The sequence below is a fragment of the Bradyrhizobium sp. Pha-3 genome (assembly GCF_042258325.1).
Classification (GTDB): Bacteria; Pseudomonadota; Alphaproteobacteria; order Rhizobiales; family Xanthobacteraceae; genus Bradyrhizobium; species Bradyrhizobium elkanii.
In genome coordinates this window covers 4997755-5020265 of the sequence record NZ_CP170151.1, presented here as the reverse complement: position 1 = coordinate 5020265, position 22511 = coordinate 4997755, and the positions used below count along the sequence as shown (strand labels likewise).

The window sequence follows — 22511 nt, the reverse complement described above, 5'->3', positions numbered from 1 at the left end:
ACGATGAGGTGGTCATCGCACTTTCTCTGTTTGTTTGAGCATGACCTCATCGGAAAACCGCTTCGCACTTTTCCGGATCATGCTCTAGGCGGCCTCCAGCAGCCGGTCCTTGCTGACTGCTTCGCCCGCGAATTCGCGCACCACCGCGCCGCGCTTGAGCACCAGGATCCGGTCGGCCAGCGACAGCACCGTCTCCGGCTCGGTCGACAGCACGATGATCGCCAGTCCCCTGGCGCGGAGATCGCGCACGATGTTGATCACGTCGTTCTTGGCGCCGACATCCATGCCGCGGGTCGGCTCGCACAGCACCAGGACCCGCGGCGGGTAGGCGAGCCATTTCGCCAGCGCCACCTTCTGCTGGTTGCCGCCGGACAGCATGCCGAGATCGAGGCCGACCACCGGCGGCCGGATCTGCAGTTGCTCGACCTGGCGCTGGGCGATGGCGCGCTCGCGCACCGGCTTGAGCAGCAGCGCCGAGATCCGCTCGAGGATGCTGATCGAGATGTTCTTGTAGACCGGCTCCTGGTGGAACAGCATGGCGCGGCGGCTTTCCGGCACCAGCGCAACGCCGGCCCGCCGCGCGGCTGCGGTGCTGCGGAAGGTCTTGGCGGCGCCGTCGACCATCAGCGCTCCGCCGTCGGGCCGCAGCTTGCCGAACAGGATGCGCGACAGCTCCAATTGCCCGCAGCCCATGAAGCCGTAGATGCCGAGCACTTCCCCGGAGCGGGCTTCGAACGAGACGTCCTGCAGGCTGCGGCGGAGCGAGAGCCGATCGACCTTCAGCACCGCCGCGCCGCCGCCCGGTTGCGGGAGCATGAGGTCATCGGTGTAGCTGTGCTCCAGCGCCTCGCCGCCGCGGCCGATCATGGCCTCGATCAGCGCGCCCTTGGTGGTGTCCGCGGACGCCGTCTCGGCGATCTTGCGCCCGTTGCGGAACACCGTCACCACGTCGGAGACCCGCAAAATGTCCTCGATGAAATGCGAGATGAAGACGATGCTGGTGCCTTCGTCGCGCAGCTTGTGGAGCGTCGCAAAGAGGCGTTCGACCTCGGGCGGGGAGAGGGCGGAGGTCGGCTCGTCCAGGATGATGATGCGTGCGCCCGAGAACAGCACGCGGGCGATCTCGATCAGCTGCTGCAGGCCGATCGGCAAATCGCCGAGCCGCGTCATCGGATCGACGTCGATGCCAAACCGTGCCAGCTGCTCGCCGGCCTCGCGCGCCATCCGCCCCCACTGCACGAAGCCGAGGCGGTTGGTCGGCTGGTTGCCGAGGAACACGTTCTCGGCGACCGTGAGATCAGGTGCGACGCTGAGCTCTTGATGCACCATGCCGATGCCGGCGGCGTGCGCGTCGCGGGTGGAGCGGAAGCGGGTTTCCTTGCCGTCCAGCATGAAGCGGCCGGAGAACTCCGGGTGCACGCCGGCGATGATCTTCATCAGCGTGCTTTTGCCGGCGCCGTTCTCGCCGACGAGACCGTGGATCTCGCCGGCGTGCAGCGCGAAGTCGACCCCACGAAGGGCTTCGACGCCGCCGAAGGCCTTCGTGATCTGGTGCAACTCGAGGATCGCCGAGCGTCCCTGCGTCATGAGGCCCGCTCAGATCAGGAAGTGATCCTCCATCCATTGCATGCCGGCGGCGTTGGCCTTGGTCACGACGGGACCGTCGGTCACGACGTTCTTCGGAATGCCCTGGCCGCTCTTCTCGCCACCGACCACGGCGGCGACACCCGCGACGATCGCGCCGCCATGGATGCGGCAGGACGGATTGCGGACGGTCGCGAACATGCGGCCTTCGCTGACCGCCTGGATCGCCGGCGGCATCGCGTCGACGCCGCCGATCAGGATGTTGGTGCGGTTGCGCGCCTTCATGATGTTGTAGGCGGCGAGCGCCATGTCGTCATTGTGGAAGAAGGCGGCGTCGATCTGCGAATACTTCGTCAGATAGGTTTCCCAGAGCCGGGCGGTCTTGGAGACGTCCCAGTCGGCGGGCTGGGTATCCAGCACCTCGATGTTCGGGAACTGCTTGATGACCGAGTTGAAGCCCTTGGCGCGGCCCTGCGCGCCGGTGTGGCCGAGCGCGCCCTGGGTCATGATGACCTTGCCCTTGCCGCCGATCGCGTTGCACAGCGCCTGGGTCACCGAGGCGCCCATGAACTCGTTGTCGGGCGCGAGGAACGAGTGGACGTTAATTTGATCGAGAGGAGCAATAAGCGTGTCCATGTCGATCACGGGGGTGCCGGCGTCGATCATCTTCTGCACCGGCTGGGTCAGCGTGCCGATACCGAACGCCTGGATCGCGACGAAGTCCCATTTCTGCGACGCCATGTTGTCGATCGCGGCGCGCTGCTTGACGGCATCGAGCTGGCCGTCGAACCAGGTCACCTCGACATTGAACAGCTTGCCCCAGAACTCGGCGGCCTGCTTGCCCTGTGCGCACCACGTCGCCTGCAGCCCGGCGTTGGAGAACGCCGCCTTCAGCGGCTTTTCCGAGCGTCCCATTTCGGCGGCGAGCGCGGACGTCGTCATGCCCATTCCGCCGAACAGGCCGGCTGCAGTTCCACCTGCCGCCGCCATCTGCAGAAGGTCGCGCCGCGTCGTCGACGCCTTGTCCATCCCCTTGTCGGTCCCTGGCATTGCTTGCTCCCTCATCGTTTTTCTGACCGTCGGCGTCAGTTGCACGCGCCGCGGATAAAGCGAGTGTGTCACAATCGGAACGGTGACGCTACGGCCTCTCGTCCACGAGATGTTTCTGCTGCAGCACGATGGCTTCGATGTCGCCGAGCAGCTTGTGCCACGCAGCATCGATCTCCGCAGTCCACTGCTCGCCGAGAATGTCGCGCAGCGTATCGGCGATCACCGCGAAGAATGCCACGAACAGTTCGCGCGGCGTGCCGTAGGCGTCGTGCGAGAACACTTCCGACTCGATCAGGCGAAAATGTCCGCGGCGCTCGCCCGCGAAATCGAGGATGGCTTCGATCGTCAGCTGCAGCATCGAGCCTTTCACAGGCTCGCTGCCTTCGGTGCGAAACATCGCCTGCGTCTCGGGATGTTCGCGAAACAGGCGGCGATAGACCAGCGGTGTCAGATCATCGCAACGCGCGGCTGCGAGTTCAAAGCTGCGTTCAATCGGATTCAATGATGGAGTCATAGCGGATTGCGATCATCACATAAAAAAAGAGCAGGGCTGAAAGCCCTGCTCCAAAAATTGTGTCGACCCTATTTGCCCCAAAAATTCGATTTGATCTTGATTGATGGGGTGACGCTGCTTGTGCGCGTCGGGCTCCTCCCGAGACTTGGACCACCAGGACACACCTCGCGGCTGGCCTGAGCCCGAATTGGTAGACTATCTTTCCAGGCTTGTCATCATTTTCGGCAACGATTGTTCAATTTTCGAGCAATTTGCGAAATGATTGGGATGGCTCCACTGGCGGTTGTGACCGGAGATGTAAAACACGTTGCAGGGTAAGGGGATACGACTGATTTCGGAGCCGCCGTGACGCAAGTGCCACGCTCGGCTATTTCCGTCGGCTGGAAGGAACGGGACGCGTCGGCGATCTCGACTTCCGGCGTCCATGGTGGTTAGTTCCGTCCCGGATGGATTTGCGATGCGCCGGCGGCTGAAGAATTTTCTGCCCATCGTCCTGGTTGCCCTGCTGGTGCAGATTCTTGCACCGATCGGGGCCTGCTGGGCGGCGAGCCTTGCCGCGTCCGATCCGCTCGCGGCCGCCACCATCTGTCACGGCGATGCCGGCTCCGGAGCCGGGCAGGGCGACCAGACCGGTCACGACGCCCATGACGGCTGCTGCTCGGCCTGCAGCGTGCTGCAGACCGGTGCGCCGGTTGATAGCCCGCAAGTTGCGGCCCAGCCCGTCGAGCGCCTCCCGAGCCGCATCGCCTGGCTTGATTTCGCCACTGAGCTAGATCGTTCGCGCGCCGGCCTCTCGGTGCAAGCCCGCGCGCCGCCGCTGTTTTCCTGACGACCTTGTCGCTGCCGGTGCGTCCCGCGCCGGCAAGTGCCCTTGAGCAAGCCGGCCGAAGCGCCGGTGTCAGGATTCTTCCATGTTTCGCTATCGTCCGCTGGAAGCGGCAAGCGTGCTCGCGCTGGGCGCGACGCTTTGCGCATTGCCGTCCGCTGCCGAAGCACAGGCGCCCAGCACAGAGCTACCCTCCGTCACCGTCGAGGCGCCCCGGACGGCGGTGCGCGCCAAACCGGCGGCGCCGAAGCCGCGCGTTCGTGCGGCATCCGTCCGACGGCCACTGAAGCCGGCGACAGCGCCGGCCGTGACGGCGGCCCCGTCGGGCGGCGCGAGGCCGGGGGAGACGCTTGCCGCGATCCGCGACGGTTTGAATCGGGCGCCCACAGGCCAGACGCAGACCACCATCGACCGCAGCCAGTTCGACAACCGACCGGCGTTCTCCGTCGCCGATGTGCTGCGGGACGGTCCGGGCATCTCGATCAAGCAGGGCAACGGCCCGCGTGATTTCGGCATCTCGATCCGCGGGTCGAATGCGCGGAACGGCTTCGGCATCCGCAACCTCGTCATCTTCGACGACGGTTTCCCGGTGACCCAGCCGGACGGGCTGTCGCGCAGCGACCTGATCGATCCGCGTGCCTATGGCGCGATCGACGTGGTCCGCGGGCCGTCATCGGCGCTCTACGGCAATTATGCGACCGGCGGCGCGCTGAATTTCCGGACCCGGCCGGGCGGCACGATCGACGGTGTCGAGTATGGCGTCGACGGTGGCAGCTTCGGTTACCTCAACAATTATCTCGCCGCAGGCAAGAAGGTCGGCAATTTCGAGGGCTCGCTGTTCGCGAGCGACGCGCGCGGCGACGGCTACATCGGCAATAGCTGGTTCAACACCCAGACCGTCAATTTCCTCGGTACGCTGCAGGTCACGCCGGACGACCGCTTCACGGTGAAGCTGATCAACAACGACCTGACGACGCGCCTGCCGATACGCTCCTCGCTCAACCAGTTCTACCAGAACCCGTTCCAGCAGGGTTGCACGACCGGCGCGACGGCCGCGCCGGGATGCGCCACCGTGACGTTGTTCAACAACGGCTTCAACGCGGCGGCAGGAACCGACAGGGAGACCGCGGTTCAGGCCGGCCTCGGGCGCGACGACCGCCGCACCATCGTCGGAGGCCGCTGGGAGCACGACTTCGACAACCAGACCACCTGGCGCAACCAGTTCGTCTTCGACGACCGCAACATCAATCAGCCGACTGGATCGACGAGCGCGATCGGCGACTTCCCGTCCTACAACTACATGAGCGACGTCGTCAGACGCGGCGATGTGTTCGGGCTGGATTCGACGACCTATTTCGGAGGCTTCTACAATACGCTCACCGCGTCGAGCGATACGCGCAATGTGATGCCGGGCGGAAATGCGACGCTCGGAAGCCTGTCCAGCAATTTGCTCAGCACGACGACGAATTACGGTGTTCGTGCACGGGAGGAATTGAAGCTCACGTCTGCGCTGACGGCCGTTGCCGGCATTGGCTGGGAGGCCACCAGTCTGACGGGCCGAAACACCGCCTACAGCTACGCCGGCGCGGCCGGAACCACCACCACGGCGATCACGACGGCGGACCGGCAATTCCAGAATACCGCGCCCGAGCTCGCATTGCTGTACCGGCTGAACAGTGACTGGCAATTCCGCGGGCGCGTCGCAACCGGATATGGCACGCCGCAGGTCGGCAATTTGTTCGTCCTGCCGAGTGGCGCCTCGGGCAATAACACCCAGCTGCGGACGCAGAAGAATCTCGGCTACGACGTCGGCGCCGACTGGACACCGAACAACGCGCTCAAGCTCAGCGTCACCGGCTTCTACGAGTTCTTCAAGGACGAGCTCGTTTCCCAGGCCACGCCGCTTGCGGGCATCTCCTACACGTTCAACGCGCCGCGATCGGAGCATCGCGGCGTCGAGCTGGCCGCCGACTGGAAATTCCTGCCGGGCTGGCGGTTCTCGGCGGCCTACACCTATCTCGACGAGGTCTACACCGAATATATCGAGAACATCACGAACGGCACGGTGTTCAGCTTCAATCGCGCCGGCAACAAGATCCCCGGCATTTCACCGAACGAGCTCACAGCGCGGTTGGGCTACGACCAGTTGTCGGGTCCGTTGCAGGGACTTGGCGGGTTCGTCGAAGTCCAGCGGAAGGACAGCTTCTACATGGACAACGCCAACCTCTTGAAGGCGCCGGGCTATGAGCTGGTCAATCTCAACCTGCATTACAAGACCGATCTCGTCTCGGATTATTTCAAGGCGCTGAACCTGTACATCGAGGTAAGGAACGTCTTCGACCGGACCTACGTGGCGTCGGCGAACAACATCTCAAATTCGGTGACCGCGGCAGGCATTCAAAATCCCGCGAGCGTACTGGCGAACTCGACCAACTCGATCTATGCCGGATCGCCGCGCGCCTTCGTGGCGGGCATGAAGATTGCGTTCAAATGAGGAGCGCATCGATGACCTATCGCAAACCGGTCGCCCTGACGCTGCTTGCAACGCTCATGCTCGCGGCCTTGCCGAGCCTTGCTGTCGCACAGATGAGCCATCAGCACGCCTCCGAAGCGGCCTGCGAAGAGACGGACCTGCGCTGCGCGACCAAGGTCACGCCCGCCTTTGGGCGGGATGGGACATTGTGGCTGGCGTGGATGGCCGGCGGCCAGATCTCCGTCGCGAGCTCAAAAGACCAGGGCAAGAGCTTTTCCACACCGGTGCAGGTCACCCGGGAGCGGCTCAATCTCGATTGGGGACCGGATGCGCGGCCGAAGCTTGCGATCGATGCCAACGGCAACATCGCTGTGGCGTTCTCGATCTTCCGCGATCAGAATTTCAACGGTCAGGTGCTGACCACGCGATCGACCGATGGCGGCCGCAGCTTCGATGCGCCGAAGCCGATCACCGCGAGCAATGAGAGCCAACGGTTCGAAGCGATCGGTTTCGATCCTGCGGGGGCGGTGTTTGCCGCGTGGCTCGACAAGCGCAACCGCGTGCCGGCGCAGCAGCGCGGCCAGAAGTATGACGGCGCCGGATTGTTTTTCGCGTCCTCGGGAGATGGCGGAGCAACCTATTCCGACGCGCGGCTCGTCGCCGACAACACCTGCGAATGCTGCCGCCTCGCTTTGGCGTTCGATGGCGCGGGCCACCCGGTGATCGTGTTCCGGAACATCTTCGAGGGCGGCGTGCGCGACCATGCGATCGTGACGTTCTCTGACCTGGCCACGCCCGGCGAGATACACCGGGTGAGCCGTGACGACTGGCAGATCGCGGCCTGTCCGCATCACGGTCCGAGCCTGACCATATCGCCCGAAGGAACCTACCATGTGACGTGGTACACCAACGGCAAGGCGCGCAAGGGATTGTTCTATGCGCGATCGCGCGATCGCGGCAAAACCTTCTCCGATCCACTTCCGGTCGGTCAGCCGAACCGCAGCCCATCCAGGCCGCAGATAATCGCGGGGCCACAGGGGCTTGTTCTGGCCTGGAAGGAATTCGACGGGCAGAAGACGACAATCGACCTCATGACATCGCACGACGATGGAGCGACATGGTCGAAGCCAACGGTGATCGCGGACACCGCCGACAGTTCCGACCATCCGCTGCTCGTCTCGGACAGCCGGCAGACCTATCTGTCGTGGATGACGAAGGCCGACGGCTACCATTTTCAAGTGATCGAGGGCGAACCATGAAGCGTTATATGTTCGCGGCGCTGGTCCTGCTCGCAACGCTGCCGTCTGCGTTGGCGGCGGGAGAGGGCGCGCCAAAGCCATTCGAACGCGGCAGCTGGCAAAAGCTGCTGCATGCGCATGCCGGTCATCCGACCCTGGTGCACTTCTGGGGAGTGACCTGCGGACCATGCAAGGTCGAGCTACCGCAGCTTGGCCAGTTCATGAAGGATCATCCCGGAATCGATGTCGTCACGATCAGCGCGGATCTGGTTCCCAACCTACCGGAGGCGACGCGATCGATGCTGGATCGCGCCGGCCTCGGCGCGGCCGAAAACTGGATTTTCGACGACGGCTTTGCCGAGCGGTTGAGATTTGAGATCGATCCGGCCTGGCAAGGCGATATCCCGCGAACCATGCTGATTGCGCGCGATGGAACGATCACGACGATCGAAGGATCGGCCGAAATTGCCGATCTGGACAAATGGTCCAGCGCCCAGTCGGGTGCAGCTCGATGACACTTGAATTCCAACTTGAAAGGAAATCCGTCGCCATGAAGACGCTCCCCCGCATCCTTGCCCTCGCAGCGCTGACCGCTGCACTCGTGTCGACGTCCGCACGTGCCGAGGACGTTAAGGCCGGCGACCTCGTGATCACGCAGGCCTGGACGCGCGCAACGCCGAACGGCGCCAAGATCGGCGGCGGCTATCTGACGATCGAGAACAAGGGAACGACGCCCGACCGGCTGGTGTCAGGCTCCGGCGATGTTGCCGGCAAGATCGAAGTCCACGAGATGTCGATGGACAATGGCGTGATGAAGATGCGTGCGCTCGACAAGGGCCTCACCATCGAGCCCGGCAAAACCGTGAAGCTCGCGCCGGGCGGCTATCACCTGATGATGTTCGACCTGAAGAATCCGCTGAAGCAGGGCGACAAGGTGCCGGTCACGCTCGAATTCGAGAAGGCCGGCAAGGTCTCGGTCTCGCTCGACGTGCAGGCCGTCGGCGCGCAGGCGCCGGGCGGCGGCGATCGTTCCGGCCATAGCGACCATTCCGGTCACATGGACATGAAGAAGATGTGAGGGAGCCATGCGATCACAGACGCTCCTCATTGCCACGGCTGCGCTGCTCGCAGCGCAGCCGGCGATCGCGCATATCACGCTCGAAGGAAAGCAGGCGGCGGTCGGATCGTATTACAAGGCATCCGGTCGCGGGCTCGCTGCTGTTTTCGATCGGCGTCGTCACCGGCTCGGCGGCGCCGTCAAGCGACGGCGTGCTCGATGTGTTGATCTGGCTGGCGCGGCTCGGGCTCTATCTGGGGCTGTTTGCCGGCGTCGGCGGCGTGTTCTTTGCCGCCTGGATCGGGCAGGGCCCGGCCGGCGAACGGCTGATCATGTGGTCGCTGAAGATCGGCCTTGTCGGCGCGATCGCGTCGCTTGGATTGCAGGGCGTCGACCTCTTGAACCTGCCGCTCTCGGGCATCGTGACGTGGGCGGCATGGGCCAGCGCCGCGGACACCAGCCTGTTTCCCGCGCTGCTGCTCGCAATTGCCGCGATGCTGATCGCGGCAATTGCCTGGCGCAGCCCGTCGTTCGGTGCAGCCTTCACCCGCACTGCGATCGCAATGATCTGTGTCGGGTTGTCGTTTGCGGTCAGCGGCCACGCCGCCACGGCCTCGCCGCAATGGCTGACGCGAACCGCGCTGTTCATCCATGGCGTGGGCGTGGCGTTCTGGATGGGCGCGCTGGCGCCGCTCGCGGTACTCGCCTGGCAGCGTAAGGATTCGCTGCTGCGGGTGCTGCGGCATTTTTCGACGCTCGCAGTGCCGGTCGTCGCGTTGATCGCCCTGTCGGGCTTGGCGCTCGCGATCGTCCAGCTCGAAAGTTTTCACGCGCTGATCGACACCGGGTACGGCAACATCCTCGTTGCGAAATTGGTGCCGGTGGTGCTGCTGCTCGGGCTCGCTGCGCTGAACCGGTTGGTGTTCACGCCGGCCATCGCGCGCGAGTTTCATCGGACACGGCCGCTGCAGCGCTCGATTGCGCTCGAATTCGTGCTGATGATCGCCATTCTCGGCCTCGTCGCGCTCTGGCGCTTCACGCCGCCGCCGCGCGTGCTGGCGATGTCGGCCGATGTTCCGCTCGCGGTCCACATCCACACCGATGCCGCGATGTTCCAGGTGTTGATCGCGCCGGGCAAGGTCGGGCCGAACGACTTCGTGCTGCAGCTGATGAACGGCGATGCCAGCCCGTTTGCGGCCAAGGAGGCGACGCTGACGCTGAGCCTGCCCGAGCGCGGCATCGAACCGATGGAACGCGCCGCCGCGCGCGGTGCCGATGGCTATTGGCACGTGCGCAAGGTGCCGCTGCCGGTCCCGGGCCGCTGGCACATGCAGATCGACGCTCTGGTGACCGATTTCAAGAAAGTGACGCTGGAAGACGATTTCGAGGTCAGGTAAAGCCGCGGTCAGCGCGCTCGGGGCTTCGATGGGACGCAATTCGTTCAAATGGCCGAAAATCGCCTGATTTGAAGGGTTTTTCTTATTTGGCGGCCTTGTGTTTTCACAACCGATCCGGTTTCACTGCAGCTCTTCCCACGCTTTCCTGATTCCCGAGTAACGCCATGCGATTGTCGCGGTTTTTCCTGCCCATCCTGAAAGAAAACCCGAAAGAGGCGGAGATCGTCTCGCATCGGCTGATGCTGCGCGCGGGCATGATGCGGCAGGAGGCTGCCGGCATCTATGCCTGGCTGCCGCTCGGCTTCCGGGTGCTGAAGAAGATCGAGCAGATCGTTCGCGAGGAACAGGACCGCGCCGGCGCGCTCGAGCTCTTGATGCCGACGCTGCAGCTCGCCGATCTCTGGCGCGAAAGCGGCCGCTACGACGCCTATGGCCCGGAGATGCTGCGCATCCTCGATCGTCACAAGCGCGAGCTGTTGTACGGGCCGACCAACGAGGAAATGATCACGGAGATTTTCCGCTCCTACATCAAGTCCTACAAGAACCTGCCGCTCAACCTCTACCACATCCAGTGGAAGTTCCGCGACGAGCAGCGTCCGCGGTTCGGCGTGATGCGCGGCCGCGAGTTCCTGATGAAGGACGCCTATTCGTTCGACCTCGACGAGGCCGGCGCGCGGCGCTCCTACAACAAGATGTTCGTGGCCTATTTGCGCACCTTTGCGCGGATGGGCCTGAAGGCGATCCCGATGCGGGCCGAGACCGGCCCGATCGGCGGCGACCTCAGCCATGAATTCATCGTGCTCGCGGAGACCGGCGAGTCCGGCGTCTACATCAACCGCGATGTGCTGGGCCTGCCGGTGCCGGGCGAGGACGTCGATTATGACGGTGATCTGACGCCGATCATCAAGCAGTGGACCTCGGTCTACGCCGCGACCGAGGACGTCCACGAGGCCGCGCGCTTCGAACAGGAAGTGCCCGAGGCGAAGCGGCTGAACACGCGCGGCATTGAGGTCGGCCAGATCTTCTATTTCGGCACCAAGTATTCCGACACCATGAAGGCGATGGTCGCCGGTCCCGACGGCGTCGACGTGCCGATCCATGGCGGCTCCTACGGGGTCGGCGTGTCGCGCCTGGTCGGCGCGATCATCGAAGCGTGTCACGATGACGCCGGCATCAAATGGCCCGAGGCCGTCGCGCCGTTCCGCGCCGCGATCCTCAATCTCAAGCAGGGCGATGCCGCGGTCGATGGCGCCTGCGAGCAGCTCTATCGCGAGCTCTCGGCGAAGGGCGTCGACGTGCTCTATGATGACACCGACCAGCGTGCCGGCGCCAAGTTCGCCGCGGCCGATCTGATCGGCATCCCGTGGCAGATTCTCGTCGGACCCAAGGGGCTTGCGGACGGCAAGGTTGAAGTGAAGCGTCGCAGCGACGGCTCACGCGACAACATGAGCCCCGCCGACGTGGTCGCGAAGCTCGCGGGTTAAAGTTTATTCACGCCGCGCTGATCGGCGGGGTAATCCGGCCACATTTGGCCCGAATCATGGGATTATCGACAGATGGATGAGACCATGAGCGAGCCAGTCCGTACCCCGCCCTTTGCGCCATTCGAATGGCTGCTGTCCGGACGCTATCTGCGCGCGCGCCGCAAGGAAGGGTTCATTTCGGTCATCGCCGGCTTTTCGTTCCTCGGCATCATGCTCGGCGTCGCTACGCTGATCGTGGTGATGGCGGTCATGAACGGCTTCCGCAAGGAATTGCTGGACAAGATCCTCGGCCTCAACGGACATATTCTGGTGCAGCCGCTGGAATCGCCGCTGACCGACTGGAAGGATGTCGCCGACCGCATCAGCCAGGTGCAGGGCATCCGCCTCGCCGCGCCTGTCGTCGACGGGCAGGGGCTCGGATCGTCGCCGTTCAACGCTGCCGGTGTCTTCATCCGCGGCATCCGCGCCGACGATCTCAACAACCTCACCTCGATCGCCAAGAACATCAAACAAGGCTCGCTCGAGGGCTTTGATGAGGGGCAGGGCGTCGCGATCGGTCGCCGCCTCGCCGATCAGCTTTCGCTGCATGCCGGCGACATGATCACGCTGGTTTCACCGAAGGGCGCGGTGACGCCGATGGGCACCACACCGCGCATCAAGCCCTACAAGATCACCGCGGTGTTCGAGATCGGCATGTCGGAATATGATTCGACTTTCGTGTTCATGCCGCTGACCGAGGCGCAGGCCTATTTCAACCGCAACAACGACGTGTCCTCGATCGAGGTGTTCACCACCAATCCGGACAAGATCGAGACCTATCGCAAGCTGGTGACGGAGGCGGCGGGCCGGCCGGTCTTCCTGGTCGACTGGCGGCAGCGCAATTCGACCTTCTTCAACGCGCTTCAGGTCGAACGCAACGTGATGTTCCTGATCCTGACCATGATCGTGCTGGTCGCGGCGCTCAACATCGTCTCAGGATTGATCATGCTGGTGAAGGACAAGGGCCAGGACATCGCGATCCTGCGTACCATGGGCGCCTCGCAAGGCTCGATCATGCGGATATTCCTGATCACCGGCGCATCGATCGGCGTCGTCGGCACGCTGGTCGGTCTGCTGGTCGGCTTGCTGATCTGCTTCAACATCGAAACCATCAGGCAATTCCTGTCGTGGCTCACCAACACGGAACTGTTCGATCCCACGCTGTATTTCCTGTCGAAGCTGCCTGCTGAAATCGATTTTGGCGAGACGCTCGCCGTCGTGATCATGGCGCTGACGCTGTCCTTCCTTGCGACGCTCTACCCGTCTTGGCGCGCCGCGCGCCTCGATCCGGTCGACGCGCTCCGGTACGAATAAGGAGCGCACATGGCTGAGGGGGCGGAAGACACACCGGTCGTCTATCTTCATGACATCAAGCGGGAATACCGGCAGGGCGAAGCGACGCTGACGGTCCTGAACGGCGCCAAGCTCGCGCTGTGGCCCGGGCAATCGGTGGCGCTGGTGGCGCCGTCGGGATCCGGCAAGTCGACGTTGCTGCACATCGCGGGCCTGCTGGAGACCCCTGATGACGGCGAAGTCTATGTCGCGGGCACGCCGACCTCGCAGATGTCCGATGTCGACCGCACCCAGATTCGCCGTTCCGATATCGGCTTCGTCTATCAATCGCACCGGCTGCTGCCGGAGTTCTCGGCGCTCGAAAACGTCATGCTGCCGCAGATGATTCGCGGCCTCAAACGCTCCGAAACCGTGAAACGGTCGACCGAGATTCTCTCCTATCTCGGGCTCGGCGACCGCATCACCCATCGTCCGGCCGAACTCTCAGGCGGCGAGCAGCAGCGTGTCGCGATCGCGCGTGCGGTCGCCAACGCGCCCCGGGTGCTGTTCGCGGACGAGCCGACCGGCAATCTCGATCCCGGCACGGCCGACCACGTCTTCAGCGCGCTGATGCAACTCGTGAAGGCGACCCGGGTCGCGATGCTGATCGCAACCCACAATCTGGATCTCGCCGCGCGAATGGATCGCAGGGTGTCGCTGTCGAACGGACAGGTTGTCGAGCTCGAATAGTGCGCCGTCGCGCGAACCAGGTAATTGTTCACGCGAAGAACGCGCGCTAAGAGCTGGAATCCGGAGCCTTTTTCGCTCTGCTTCACGCGGACCCGGAAAGCGCTTGATCCTCAATAAGCGGGGCGTCTGCCGGGCTGCCTCGGCCGACGGTCGATCGGCGGTCCGGCATAGTAGGGGTTGTTGACGCAGATCGCCGCCAGGCCGGACGCCGAGGTCTGGCACTGCGCGATCGACGTGTAGCCGCAATCGGTATCCTCACCGCCCCATCGGTAGTTGGTTTTGCAGACCGGCGAGGTCGAATCGTATTTCTGGGCGCTGGCTGGTGCCGGCGCCGCCAAGGCCAGGAATGCCGGCAACAGTGCCAGAATCAGACTGCGCATCAGAAATCTCCTCGTCGGTCGGGCGCCGGCAATGCTGATGCCGAGCGCGCGCGAATAGGCACCCGCGCGCAGCGCTGGATCAACTCACATTCCCGCGCCGGTGTTTGCCGGATCGGGCGTCAGTGGATGAACAGGTCGAAGAAATTGCCCTCACGGCGGTCCCGCGGGGACACGTGAAGATAGGAGCGCGGGTCGTTGTCGCCGGCATAATAGGGGTTGGCGACGCAGTTCTGCCCGATGCCCGAAGCAGTGGCCAGGCACGCCTCATACGATGGATAGGAGCAGTTGCTGAGGCCGGGATAGCGGTCGCCCTGAATGCAGAACGGGTAACGCACGCCGACCGCATGTGCGGGCGCAGTCCCCAGCGTTGCGAGTGCGGCCACCGACGCTGCAGCAGCAAGAATCATCGTCCGCATGTGCATTCCTTTTGCTGCGAAGATTCGACCTTGGCGACGATCCAAATCGGACAAGCCGGTTTCGGTCAACACGATCTTGCGCGCAGCTGCGCAGGCGGACCTGAATTGTGAAGATTGTGCGGCAGTTGTGTGGCAAAAGTTCCAGGAAGAGCCCGTAATACAGTATTAACTTCAAATTTGAGGGAAGTCATTTGGCCCTGCCTGTTGCAGCGAAGTTACAGCAATTCCGCCGGGGGCTGCTATGACGGTGTCTCGCGGCCTTGGGGGCCTGTAGAAAAAGTTGGAACGGGAAAATGAAAAAGATTTTGCTTGTCACCGCCAGCATGATCGCGCTCAGCGCGACTGCTGCTTCCGCGGCTGACCTCGCGGCTCGCCCTTACACCAAGGCTCCGCCGCCCATGGTTGCCGCTGTTTATGATTGGACTGGCTTCTACATCGGTATCAACGGCGGTTGGGGCCAGAGCCACGACAACCGTTCGGTCGACGGCTTCGGCGGCGTCGGAAGCTACGACGCCAACGGCGGTACCGTCGGTGGCCAGATCGGCTACCGCTGGCAGGCCGGCGGCTGGGTGTTCGGTCTGGAAGCTCAGGGCAACTGGGCTGACTTCTCCGGCAGCACCGGCAACCTGGTCGTCCCGGGCGGCATCGTTCGCTCGAAGACCGATGCGTTCGGCCTGTTCACCGGTCAGATCGGCTACGCCTGGAACAACGTCCTGCTGTACGCCAAGGGCGGTGCTGCGGTCACCGATCGCAACTATCAGTTCCTCAACGCGGTCGGCAATCTGGCGTCCGAGACCGGCTTCGACACCCGTTGGAGCCCGACGGTCGGCGTTGGCCTCGAGTTCGCCTTCTCGCAGGGCTGGTCGCTCGGCGTCGAATACAACCACATCTTCGAAGACACCCACGGCGCGACCTTCGTCACCCCGGCTGGTGTTGCAGTGGCTGGCTTCCACACCGGTGGCGACACCGACATGGTCCTCGGCCGTCTGAACTACAAGTTCGGTGGCCCGGTCATCGCGAAGTACTGATCGCTCGCTTAATTCAAGCGGCATCGAAAACCCCGGGCTTCGGCCCGGGGTTTTTTGTTGGCTTGGCGGCGCAGTTCGTCGGCCAGTAGCAGGGGGGTGGGCTTCGCTCGTCCGCTCCGGGATTCGGGGCAGATTTGATTGGGCGGGCTTTCCAACCGAACGGTCAACGCCGCATATTCGGGGCATGACGAACGTGCAGCTTATCTCCGAACTGACGTGCCCATCCTGCGGCCATGTCTCCATCGAGACGATGCCGACCGATGCCTGCCGGTTCTTCTACGACTGCAAGGGGTGCGGCAGTCGCCTGAAACCGAAAGCAGGAGATTGCTGCGTGTTTTGCTCATACGGAACAATCCCGTGCCCGCCCAAGCAGGCGGGGAATTGCTGCGGTAACTAGCTCCCCGGAACTTCCCGACCAGCTCGCCATCCGGATCGGCGGCGAGACGTCGGCCGGTCTGGAATTAACCACAGAGGTTGGGGTCTCTGGGGCGTTTAGGGGTCATTTTTGCGCCGCAACGATTCGGACGATCTCATCGTCATCGGTGGTCAAGTAACCAAAGGCCATCCACCCGGCGCACATGCCGAAAATGATCAAGGCAGTTTTTAGCCAGTGGCTCATGGAGCAAATATGCACCCTGTGCCAGCCAATTTCCACCCCGGCCGACTGCCACAATCAAACTGACCCACTACCCAAGCAACGCTGGCAGCCAAGTCTGAGAAGTGAATCAGCACGTCCTACGCTGAGCGCAGTAACGCTTCAAACTATCGAGTCGCTGCCACTTCCTGCCACGATTAACCAAGGGATTCTTTCGGGGTCAGTTTTCAAACTGACCCACTACCGTTGCTTGACTCCTAGAACAAAAAAGGAACAATGTTCTGCATACGTTCCAGTTCAGGGAGGGCGGCCATGTTGAAGATTTTCGTGCAGGAAGCTGCAGCGCTGGCATCGATCACGCTGTTCGTCGGGATGATCGCGGTGTGGGCCCAGCTGATCACCCAATTCTGAGAATGCGCCCGCGGGGACTGGAGCATAGCCGACGGCATGGTTTGCCCTTGGGGAAAAGCGGGAGGACTTGCCGCCATGCCGCGTTCGGCGTGGACTTGGCAGGGTTCAGGCCCCACGATGGGATCGCGAGTCGGGTCTGACGCTTTCGAGCTCCGGCCCTGGCGCTCGCTCCATCCCTGACCCAAGAGCTTCCGTAAGCAGCCATGCCGAATGCCGGATTCGTTCATCTTCACGTTCATTCCGCCTATTCGCTGCTGAAGGGCTCGATCAAGATCGCCAAGCTGGGCGAGCTCGCGAAGGCCGACCGCCAGCCGGCGCTGGCGCTGACCGATACCGACAACATGTTCGGGGCGCTGGAATTCTCCGACAAGATGGCCGGCTACGGCATCCAGCCGATCGTCGGCTGCGAGCTCGCGGTGGATTTCGGCGACGTCGATCCGAATACGCGGAGCATCCTTGCGACGACGGGCCCGGCGCGAATCGTGCTGCTGGCGGCGCGCGAGCGCGGCTATCGCAGCCTGATGCGACTGAACTCGCGGGCGTTCCTGGAGACGCCGGTCAACCAGACCCCACACATCAAGTTCGATTGGCTCACCGACGACGCCGAAGACCTGATCGCGCTGACAGGCGGCCCCGACGGGCCGATCGCGCTGGCGCTCCGGGCCGAACAGGCGGCGCTGGCGACCACCCGCTGCGAGCGGCTGGCCAGCCTGTTCGGCGATCGCCTCTACATCGAATTGCAGCGCCACGGCGCCGACAAGGAACGCCGCACCGAGGGCGGCCTGATCGATCTCGCCTACAGCAAGGGCCTGCCGCTGGTCGCGACCAACGAGCCGTATTTCGCCAGCAATGACGACTACGAATCACATGACGCGCTGCTCTGCATCGCCGGCGGCCATCTGATCGCCGAGACTAACCGCGAGCAACTGACCCCGGATCACCGCTTCAAGACCCGCGCGGAAATGGCGGTGCTGTTCGCCGACATCCCGGAGGCGCTGGCCTCGACGGTGGAGATCGCCGAGCGCTGCTCGTTCCGGCCGAAGACCCGCAAGCCGATCCTGCCGTTCTTCACGGTGGGGGCGGCCGCCAGCGTCGATGCCGCCGCCGACGAGGCCGCCGAGCTGAAACGCCAGGCCGAGGAGGGGCTCGCGAATCGCCTGCGGGTGCACGGTCTCTCGCCGGGAATGACCGAAGAGGACTACAGCAAGCGCCTTGCGTTCGAGCTCGACGTCATCACCCGCATGAAATATGCGGGCTACTTCCTGATCGTCTCCGACTTCATCAAATGGGCGAAGGCGCAGGGCATTCCGGTCGGACCGGGCCGCGGCTCCGGCGCGGGCTCGCTGGTGGCCTGGGTGCTCACCATCACCGACCTCGATCCGATGCGGTTTGCGCTGCTGTTCGAGCGCTTCCTCAATCCCGAACGCGTCTCGATGCCGGACTTCGACATCGACTTCTGCCAGGACCGCCGCGGCGAGGTGATCCAGTACGTGCAGGAGCGCTACGGCCGCGACCAGGTGGCGCAGATCATCACTTTCGGTACGCTGCAGGCGCGCGGCGTGCTGCGCGACGTCGGGCGCGTGCTGCAGATGCCCTATGGGCAGGTGGACAAGCTGACCAAGCTGGTGCCGCAGAATCCCGCAGCACCGGTGACGCTGGCGCAGGCGATCGAGGGCGAGCCGAAGCTGCAGGCGTTCCGCGACGAGGATCCGGTGGTGGCGCGTGCGTTCGATATCGCGCAGCGCCTCGAAGGTCTGACGCGCCACGCCTCGACCCATGCCGCCGGCATCGTGATCGGCGACCGGCCGCTGAGCGAGCTGGTGCCGCTCTACCGCGATCCGAAATCCGACATGCCGGTGACCCAGTTCAACATGAAATGGGTCGAGCCGGCGGGCCTCGTGAAGTTCGACTTCCTCGGCCTGAAGACGCTGACCGTGCTCGACGTTGCGGTGAAGCTGCTCAAGCAGCGCGACGTTGATGTCGATCTCGCGACGCTGCCGATCGACGATGCGCCGAGCTATCAGATGCTGGCGCGGGGCGATGTCGTCGGCGTGTTCCAGGTGGAAAGCCAGGGCATGCGGCGCGCGCTGATCGACATGCGGCCGGACCGCTTCGAGGACATCATCGCGCTGGTGGCGCTGTATCGCCCGGGCCCGATGGCGAACATCCCGACCTATTGCGCGCGCAAGCACGGTGACGAGGAATCGGAATATCTGCATCCGATCCTGGAGCCGATCCTGAAGGAGACCTTCGGCGTCATCATCTATCAGGAACAGGTGATGCAGATCGCGCAGCAGATGGCGGGCTACTCGCTCGGCCAGGCCGACCTGCTGCGCCGCGCGATGGGCAAGAAGATCCGCGCCGAGATGGACAAGCAGCGCGACATCTTCGTCGCCGGTGCAATGAAGAACGGCGTGGCGAAGGGCCAGGCCGAGACGATCTTCGAGCTGCTCGCCAAGTTCGCCGACTACGGCTTCAACAAGAGCCACGCGGCCGCCTATGCGCTGGTGTCGTACCACACCGCCTATATGAAGGCGCATTACCCGGTCGAGTTCCTGGCGGCGTCGATGACGCTCGAACTCAACAACACCGACAAGCTCTCCGAATTTCGTTCCGAGGCGCAGCGGCTCGGCATCAAGGTCGAGGCGCCCAACATCAATCGCTCCGGCGCGACCTTCGAGGTCAGCGACAACACGATCTACTACGCGCTCGCGGCGCTGAAGGGCGTCGGCATCCAGGCGGTCGAGCAGATCATCGAGGAGCGCAACAGGAAGGGCGTCTTCACCTCGCTCGCCGATTTCGCAGCAAGGGTGAGCCCGCGCGCCGTCAACAAGCGGATCATCGAGAGCCTTGCGGCGGCCGGCGCCTTCGACACGCTGGAGCCGAGCCGCGCGCGCGTCTTCGCCGGTGCCGATGCGATCCTTGCCGCCTGCCAGCGCAGCCACGAGGCGGCGACCTCGGGCCAGAACGACATGTTCGGCGGCGCGGCGGATGCGCCGAGCATCATGCTGCCGCAGATCGAGCCGTGGCTGCCCGCGGACCGGCTCCGGCGCGAATACGACGCCATCGGCTTCTTCCTGTCGGGCCATCCGCTCGACGATTACGCGACCGCGCTGAAGCGGCTGCGCGTGCAGTCCTGGGCGGAATTCTCGCGCGCGGTGAAGACCGGCGCCACCGCGGGCAAGGTCGCGGCAACCGTGGTGTCGCGCATGGAACGGCGCACCAAGACCGGCAACAAGATGGGCATCATGGGCCTGTCGGACCCGACCGGCCATTTCGAGGCGGTGCTGTTCTCGGAGGGCCTTGCGCAATACCGCGACGTGCTCGAGCCGGGGGCGGCCGTGCTGTTGCAGCTCGGCGCCGAATTGCAGGGAGAGGACGTGCGGGCGAGGGTGCTGCACGCCGAACCGCTGGATCACGCCGCCGCCAAGACGCAAAAGGGCCTGCGCATCTTCGTCCGCGACACCAAGCCGCTGGATTCGATCGCTCGCCGCCTCAACATGCCGGAAGCCGCGCCCGCCCCGGGCGGCGCCGCAAAGGCGCCGGCCGTGAAGCCGGCCGCCGCACCGCCACCGGCGGCAGGGGCCGATGGCGACGTCTCGCTGGTGATGATGCTGGACCTCGAAACCGAGGTGGAGATGAAGCTGCCCGGCCGCTACAGGGTCTCGCCGCAGATCGCCGGCGCGATCAAGGCGGTCGCGGGCGTGGTCGACGTGCAGACCCTCTAAAGGGAGGTTTCGGGCGCCAAACAGGGCCGTTTCGGCACGATTTGGGCCCGGCCGGCCGGGGTAACCTGCCGTATTTCCTTGCTTCTCGCGCAAATCGCGCTATATAGCGCGCCATCTCACACGGAAACATGGCTCTCAAGGCCGTCCGGTGGCAACCGGGCCATTCAGGCGCGTTTGCTCACACGTTTCCGGAGGAACCAACCGGAGAATTGAATCTATGTCGCTGCCCGAATTCAACATGCGTCAGCTTTTGGAAGCCGGCGTTCACTTTGGCCACCAGGCCCACCGCTGGAATCCGAAGATGCAGGATTACATCTTCGGCGCCCGCAACAACATCCACATCATCGACCTCGCGCAGACCGTGCCGATGCTGCACCGTGCCCTGCAGGCGGTCAGCGATACCGTCGCCAAGGGCGGCCGCATCCTGTTCGTCGGCACCAAGCGCTCGGCCCAGGACGGCGTTGCCGACGCTGCCAAGCGTTCGGCGCAGTACTTCGTCAACTCGCGCTGGCTCGGCGGCACGCTGACCAACTGGAAGACGATCTCGGCCTCGATCAAGCGCCTGCGTCATCTCGACGACGTGCTGTCGTCGGGCGAAGCCAACTCCTACACCAAGAAGGAGCGGCTGACGCTGCAGCGCGAGCGCGACAAGCTGGACCGTTCGCTCGGCGGCATCAAGGACATGGGCGGTCTTCCCGACATGATCTTCGTGATCGACACCAACAAGGAAGACATCGCGATCCAGGAAGCCCAGCGGCTCAACATTCCGGTCGCCGCGATCGTCGACACCAATTCGGACCCGAAGGGCATCACCTATGTGGTGCCGGGCAATGACGACGCCGGCCGCGCGATCTCGCTGTATTGCGATCTCGTGGCGCGCGCCGCCATCGACGGCATCTCGCGCGCTCAGGGCGATTCCGGAATCGACATCGGCGCGTCGGCGACGCCCGTGCAAGAAGACCTTCCGGCGGCTGCGCCGTCCGGCTTCCAGGGCCTCGCCGGTCCGCGCGGCACCGCCGACAACCTCAAGAAGCTCACCGGCGTGTCCGGTGCGATCGAGAAGAAGCTCAACGACCTCGGCATCTTCCACTACTGGCAGCTCGCCGAGCTCGATCACGACACCGCGCACAAGATCGGCGAAGAAGTCGGTCTGCCGAGCCGTGCCGACGCCTGGGTCGCCCAGGCCAAGACGCTCGCCGAAGCGGAATAAAGGTTACGCGGCGTGGCCGGGTCTCTCCCGGCCGCCGCTTCTATTCCACGAACAACGATTTCCCTGTCGCAGACAGCGGCGCCATCGGGCGCCGCGGTTTCTGTACAGGCAAGAAGGGCATTGAACGATGGCAACGATCACAGCAGCGATGGTCAAGGAGCTCCGCGAGTCGACCGGCGCGGGCATGATGGATTGCAAGGCGGCGCTGACCGAGAACAACGGCGACATGCAGGAAGCGCAGGATTGGCTGCGCAAGAAGGGCCTTTCCAAGGCCGCCAAGAAGGCCGGCCGCGTCGCGGCCGAGGGCCTGATCGGCGCGCTGACCTCCGGCACCAAGGGCGTGCTCGTCGAGGTCAACTCGGAGACCGACTTCGTTGCGCGCAATGAGCAGTTCCAGGGCCTCGTCAAGATGATCGCCCAGGTCGCGCTGCACAACGGTGCCGACGTCGAGACCATCAAGGCGGCCAAGGTCGGCGACGTCACCGTCGAGACCGCGATCTCCGACGCGATCGCGACCATCGGCGAGAACATGACGCTGCGCCGCGCCGCTTCGCTCGAGGTGAGCAAGGGCGTGGTGTCGAGCTATGTCCACAACGCGGTCGTCGAGGGCGCCGGCAAGATCGGCGTGATCGTGGCGCTGGAGTCCGCCGGCAAGGCCGACGAGCTCGCGGTGCTCGGCCGCCAGCTCGCCATGCACGTGGCGGCGGCGAAGCCGCTGGCGCTCGACCCGGCCGGACTCGATCCGGAGACCGTCAAGCGCGAGAAGGACGTGCTGGCCGACAAGTACCGCCAGCAGGGCAAGCCGGAGAACGTCATCGAGAAGATCGTCGATTCCGGCCTGAAGACCTACTACAAGGAGGTCTGCCTGCTCGATCAGGCCTTCATCCACGACAGCGGCAAGTCGGTTGCCCAGGCGGTGAAGGAAGCTGAGGGTAAGGTCGGCGGGGCGATCAAAATCGCTGGCTTTGTGAACTATGCTCTCGGTGAGGGAATCGAGAAGCAGGAAAGCGACTTCGCCGCCGAAGTCGCGGCCGCCAGCGGCAAGAAGTAACCGCTGAC

19 protein-coding genes are annotated in these 22511 nt (G+C 64.1%); 14 read left to right on the top strand and 5 right to left on the bottom strand.

The window, feature by feature from the left end:
• Positions 1-84 precede the first annotated feature (84 nt).
• The 3 genes from ACE10X_RS23550 to ACE10X_RS23540 form a co-directional block, all read right to left on the bottom strand.
• The gene (locus ACE10X_RS23550) at positions 85-1587 is read right to left on the bottom strand and encodes a sugar ABC transporter ATP-binding protein (RefSeq protein WP_038385087.1); all 1503 of its coding nucleotides are present in this window, start codon (positions 1585-1587) and stop codon (positions 85-87) included.
• Positions 1588-1596: 9 nt separating this feature from the next.
• Entirely contained in the window at positions 1597-2634 is a 1038-nt protein-coding gene (locus ACE10X_RS23545; protein WP_038385088.1) for a sugar ABC transporter substrate-binding protein, read from the bottom strand.
• Between the two features lie 88 nt (positions 2635-2722).
• Positions 2723-3148 (bottom strand): globin, encoded by a 426-nt coding sequence (locus ACE10X_RS23540; protein WP_038385089.1) that lies wholly within the window; start codon positions 3146-3148, stop codon positions 2723-2725.
• 457 nt (positions 3149-3605) lie between these two features.
• On the opposite strand from ACE10X_RS23540, the gene ACE10X_RS23535 reads away from it, so the two are divergent.
• The 9 genes from ACE10X_RS23535 to ACE10X_RS23495 all read left to right on the top strand — a co-directional run bounded on the left by ACE10X_RS23535 (position 3606) and on the right by ACE10X_RS23495 (position 13684).
• On the top strand, positions 3606-3977 hold the full coding sequence (locus ACE10X_RS23535) for a DUF2946 domain-containing protein (RefSeq protein ID WP_375762954.1): 372 nt from the start codon (positions 3606-3608) through the stop codon (positions 3975-3977).
• An 82-nt stretch (positions 3978-4059) separates the two neighbouring features.
• Complete coding sequence (locus ACE10X_RS23530) at positions 4060-6468, top strand: TonB-dependent receptor family protein (RefSeq protein ID WP_375762953.1); 2409 nt, start codon at positions 4060-4062, stop codon at positions 6466-6468.
• Between the two features lie 11 nt (positions 6469-6479).
• On the top strand, positions 6480-7706 hold the full coding sequence (locus tag ACE10X_RS23525) for a sialidase family protein (RefSeq protein WP_038385092.1): 1227 nt from the start codon (positions 6480-6482) through the stop codon (positions 7704-7706).
• Positions 7703-8200, top strand: coding sequence for a TlpA disulfide reductase family protein (locus ACE10X_RS23520; RefSeq protein ID WP_038385093.1), 498 nt, complete (start codon positions 7703-7705; stop codon positions 8198-8200). Before ACE10X_RS23525 ends, ACE10X_RS23520 begins: the two co-directional genes overlap by 4 nt.
• A gap of 35 nt (positions 8201-8235) precedes the next feature.
• Positions 8236-8763: a copper chaperone PCu(A)C gene (locus ACE10X_RS23515; protein WP_375762952.1), complete on the top strand. Its 528-nt coding sequence runs from the start codon at positions 8236-8238 to the stop codon at positions 8761-8763.
• A 29-nt stretch (positions 8764-8792) separates the two neighbouring features.
• Positions 8793-10139: a copper resistance D family protein gene (locus tag ACE10X_RS23510; protein ID WP_375762951.1), complete on the top strand. Its 1347-nt coding sequence runs from the start codon at positions 8793-8795 to the stop codon at positions 10137-10139.
• Between the two features lie 164 nt (positions 10140-10303).
• Positions 10304-11623, top strand: coding sequence for a proline--tRNA ligase (gene proS / locus ACE10X_RS23505; protein WP_038385095.1), 1320 nt, complete (start codon positions 10304-10306; stop codon positions 11621-11623).
• A 72-nt stretch (positions 11624-11695) separates the two neighbouring features.
• Entirely contained in the window at positions 11696-12976 is a 1281-nt protein-coding gene (locus tag ACE10X_RS23500) for a lipoprotein-releasing ABC transporter permease subunit (protein ID WP_028339647.1), read from the top strand.
• Between the two features lie 9 nt (positions 12977-12985).
• Positions 12986-13684: an ABC transporter ATP-binding protein gene (locus ACE10X_RS23495; protein WP_038385096.1), complete on the top strand. Its 699-nt coding sequence runs from the start codon at positions 12986-12988 to the stop codon at positions 13682-13684.
• Positions 13685-13794: 110 nt separating this feature from the next.
• On the opposite strand, the gene ACE10X_RS23490 is transcribed toward ACE10X_RS23495, so the two are convergent.
• Entirely contained in the window at positions 13795-14064 is a 270-nt protein-coding gene (locus ACE10X_RS23490; RefSeq protein WP_038385097.1) for a DUF3551 domain-containing protein, read from the bottom strand.
• 119 nt (positions 14065-14183) lie between these two features.
• Positions 14184-14549: a DUF3551 domain-containing protein gene (locus tag ACE10X_RS23485; RefSeq protein ID WP_304495539.1), complete on the bottom strand. Its 366-nt coding sequence runs from the start codon at positions 14547-14549 to the stop codon at positions 14184-14186.
• Between the two features lie 224 nt (positions 14550-14773).
• On the opposite strand from ACE10X_RS23485, the gene ACE10X_RS23480 reads away from it, so the two are divergent.
• The 5 genes from ACE10X_RS23480 (at position 14774) to tsf (ending at position 22503) form a co-directional block, all read left to right on the top strand.
• Entirely contained in the window at positions 14774-15508 is a 735-nt protein-coding gene (locus ACE10X_RS23480) for an outer membrane protein (protein WP_038385098.1), read from the top strand.
• A 184-nt stretch (positions 15509-15692) separates the two neighbouring features.
• Positions 15693-15905: a GDCCVxC domain-containing (seleno)protein gene (locus ACE10X_RS23475; protein WP_375762950.1), complete on the top strand. Its 213-nt coding sequence runs from the start codon at positions 15693-15695 to the stop codon at positions 15903-15905.
• An 812-nt stretch (positions 15906-16717) separates the two neighbouring features.
• Positions 16718-20242 carry a DNA polymerase III subunit alpha gene (gene dnaE, locus ACE10X_RS23470; protein WP_304555302.1) on the top strand — a complete coding sequence of 1175 codons (3525 nt, stop codon included), beginning with the start codon at positions 16718-16720 and terminating at the stop codon, positions 20240-20242.
• Positions 20243-20459: 217 nt separating this feature from the next.
• A complete protein-coding gene (locus ACE10X_RS23465; RefSeq protein WP_028339653.1) occupies positions 20460-21452 on the top strand; it encodes a 30S ribosomal protein S2 in 993 nt (330 codons plus the stop codon).
• 127 nt (positions 21453-21579) lie between these two features.
• Positions 21580-22503, top strand: a complete 924-nt coding sequence (gene tsf, locus ACE10X_RS23460) for a translation elongation factor Ts (RefSeq protein WP_028339654.1) — start codon at positions 21580-21582, stop codon at positions 22501-22503.
• The last annotated feature ends 8 nt before the right edge of the window (positions 22504-22511 follow it).

Coding starts and splice junctions, on each gene's coding strand:
- ACE10X_RS23550 (WP_038385087.1), bottom strand. CDS start 1,587: ATGACGCAGGGACGCTCGGCGATCCTCGAGTTGCACCAGATCACGAAG.
- ACE10X_RS23545 (WP_038385088.1), bottom strand. CDS start 2,634: ATGCCAGGGACCGACAAGGGGATGGACAAGGCGTCGACGACGCGGCGC.
- ACE10X_RS23540 (WP_038385089.1), bottom strand. CDS start 3,148: ATGACTCCATCATTGAATCCGATTGAACGCAGCTTTGAACTCGCAGCC.
- ACE10X_RS23535 (WP_375762954.1), top strand. CDS start 3,606: ATGCGCCGGCGGCTGAAGAATTTTCTGCCCATCGTCCTGGTTGCCCTG.
- ACE10X_RS23530 (WP_375762953.1), top strand. CDS start 4,060: ATGTTTCGCTATCGTCCGCTGGAAGCGGCAAGCGTGCTCGCGCTGGGC.
- ACE10X_RS23525 (WP_038385092.1), top strand. CDS start 6,480: ATGACCTATCGCAAACCGGTCGCCCTGACGCTGCTTGCAACGCTCATG.
- ACE10X_RS23520 (WP_038385093.1), top strand. CDS start 7,703: ATGAAGCGTTATATGTTCGCGGCGCTGGTCCTGCTCGCAACGCTGCCG.
- ACE10X_RS23515 (WP_375762952.1), top strand. CDS start 8,236: ATGAAGACGCTCCCCCGCATCCTTGCCCTCGCAGCGCTGACCGCTGCA.
- proS (WP_038385095.1), top strand. CDS start 10,304: ATGCGATTGTCGCGGTTTTTCCTGCCCATCCTGAAAGAAAACCCGAAA.
- ACE10X_RS23500 (WP_028339647.1), top strand. CDS start 11,696: ATGGATGAGACCATGAGCGAGCCAGTCCGTACCCCGCCCTTTGCGCCA.
- ACE10X_RS23495 (WP_038385096.1), top strand. CDS start 12,986: ATGGCTGAGGGGGCGGAAGACACACCGGTCGTCTATCTTCATGACATC.
- ACE10X_RS23490 (WP_038385097.1), bottom strand. CDS start 14,064: ATGCGCAGTCTGATTCTGGCACTGTTGCCGGCATTCCTGGCCTTGGCG.
- ACE10X_RS23480 (WP_038385098.1), top strand. CDS start 14,774: ATGAAAAAGATTTTGCTTGTCACCGCCAGCATGATCGCGCTCAGCGCG.
- ACE10X_RS23475 (WP_375762950.1), top strand. CDS start 15,693: ATGACGAACGTGCAGCTTATCTCCGAACTGACGTGCCCATCCTGCGGC.
- dnaE (WP_304555302.1), top strand. CDS start 16,718: ATGCCGAATGCCGGATTCGTTCATCTTCACGTTCATTCCGCCTATTCG.
- ACE10X_RS23465 (WP_028339653.1), top strand. CDS start 20,460: ATGTCGCTGCCCGAATTCAACATGCGTCAGCTTTTGGAAGCCGGCGTT.
- tsf (WP_028339654.1), top strand. CDS start 21,580: ATGGCAACGATCACAGCAGCGATGGTCAAGGAGCTCCGCGAGTCGACC.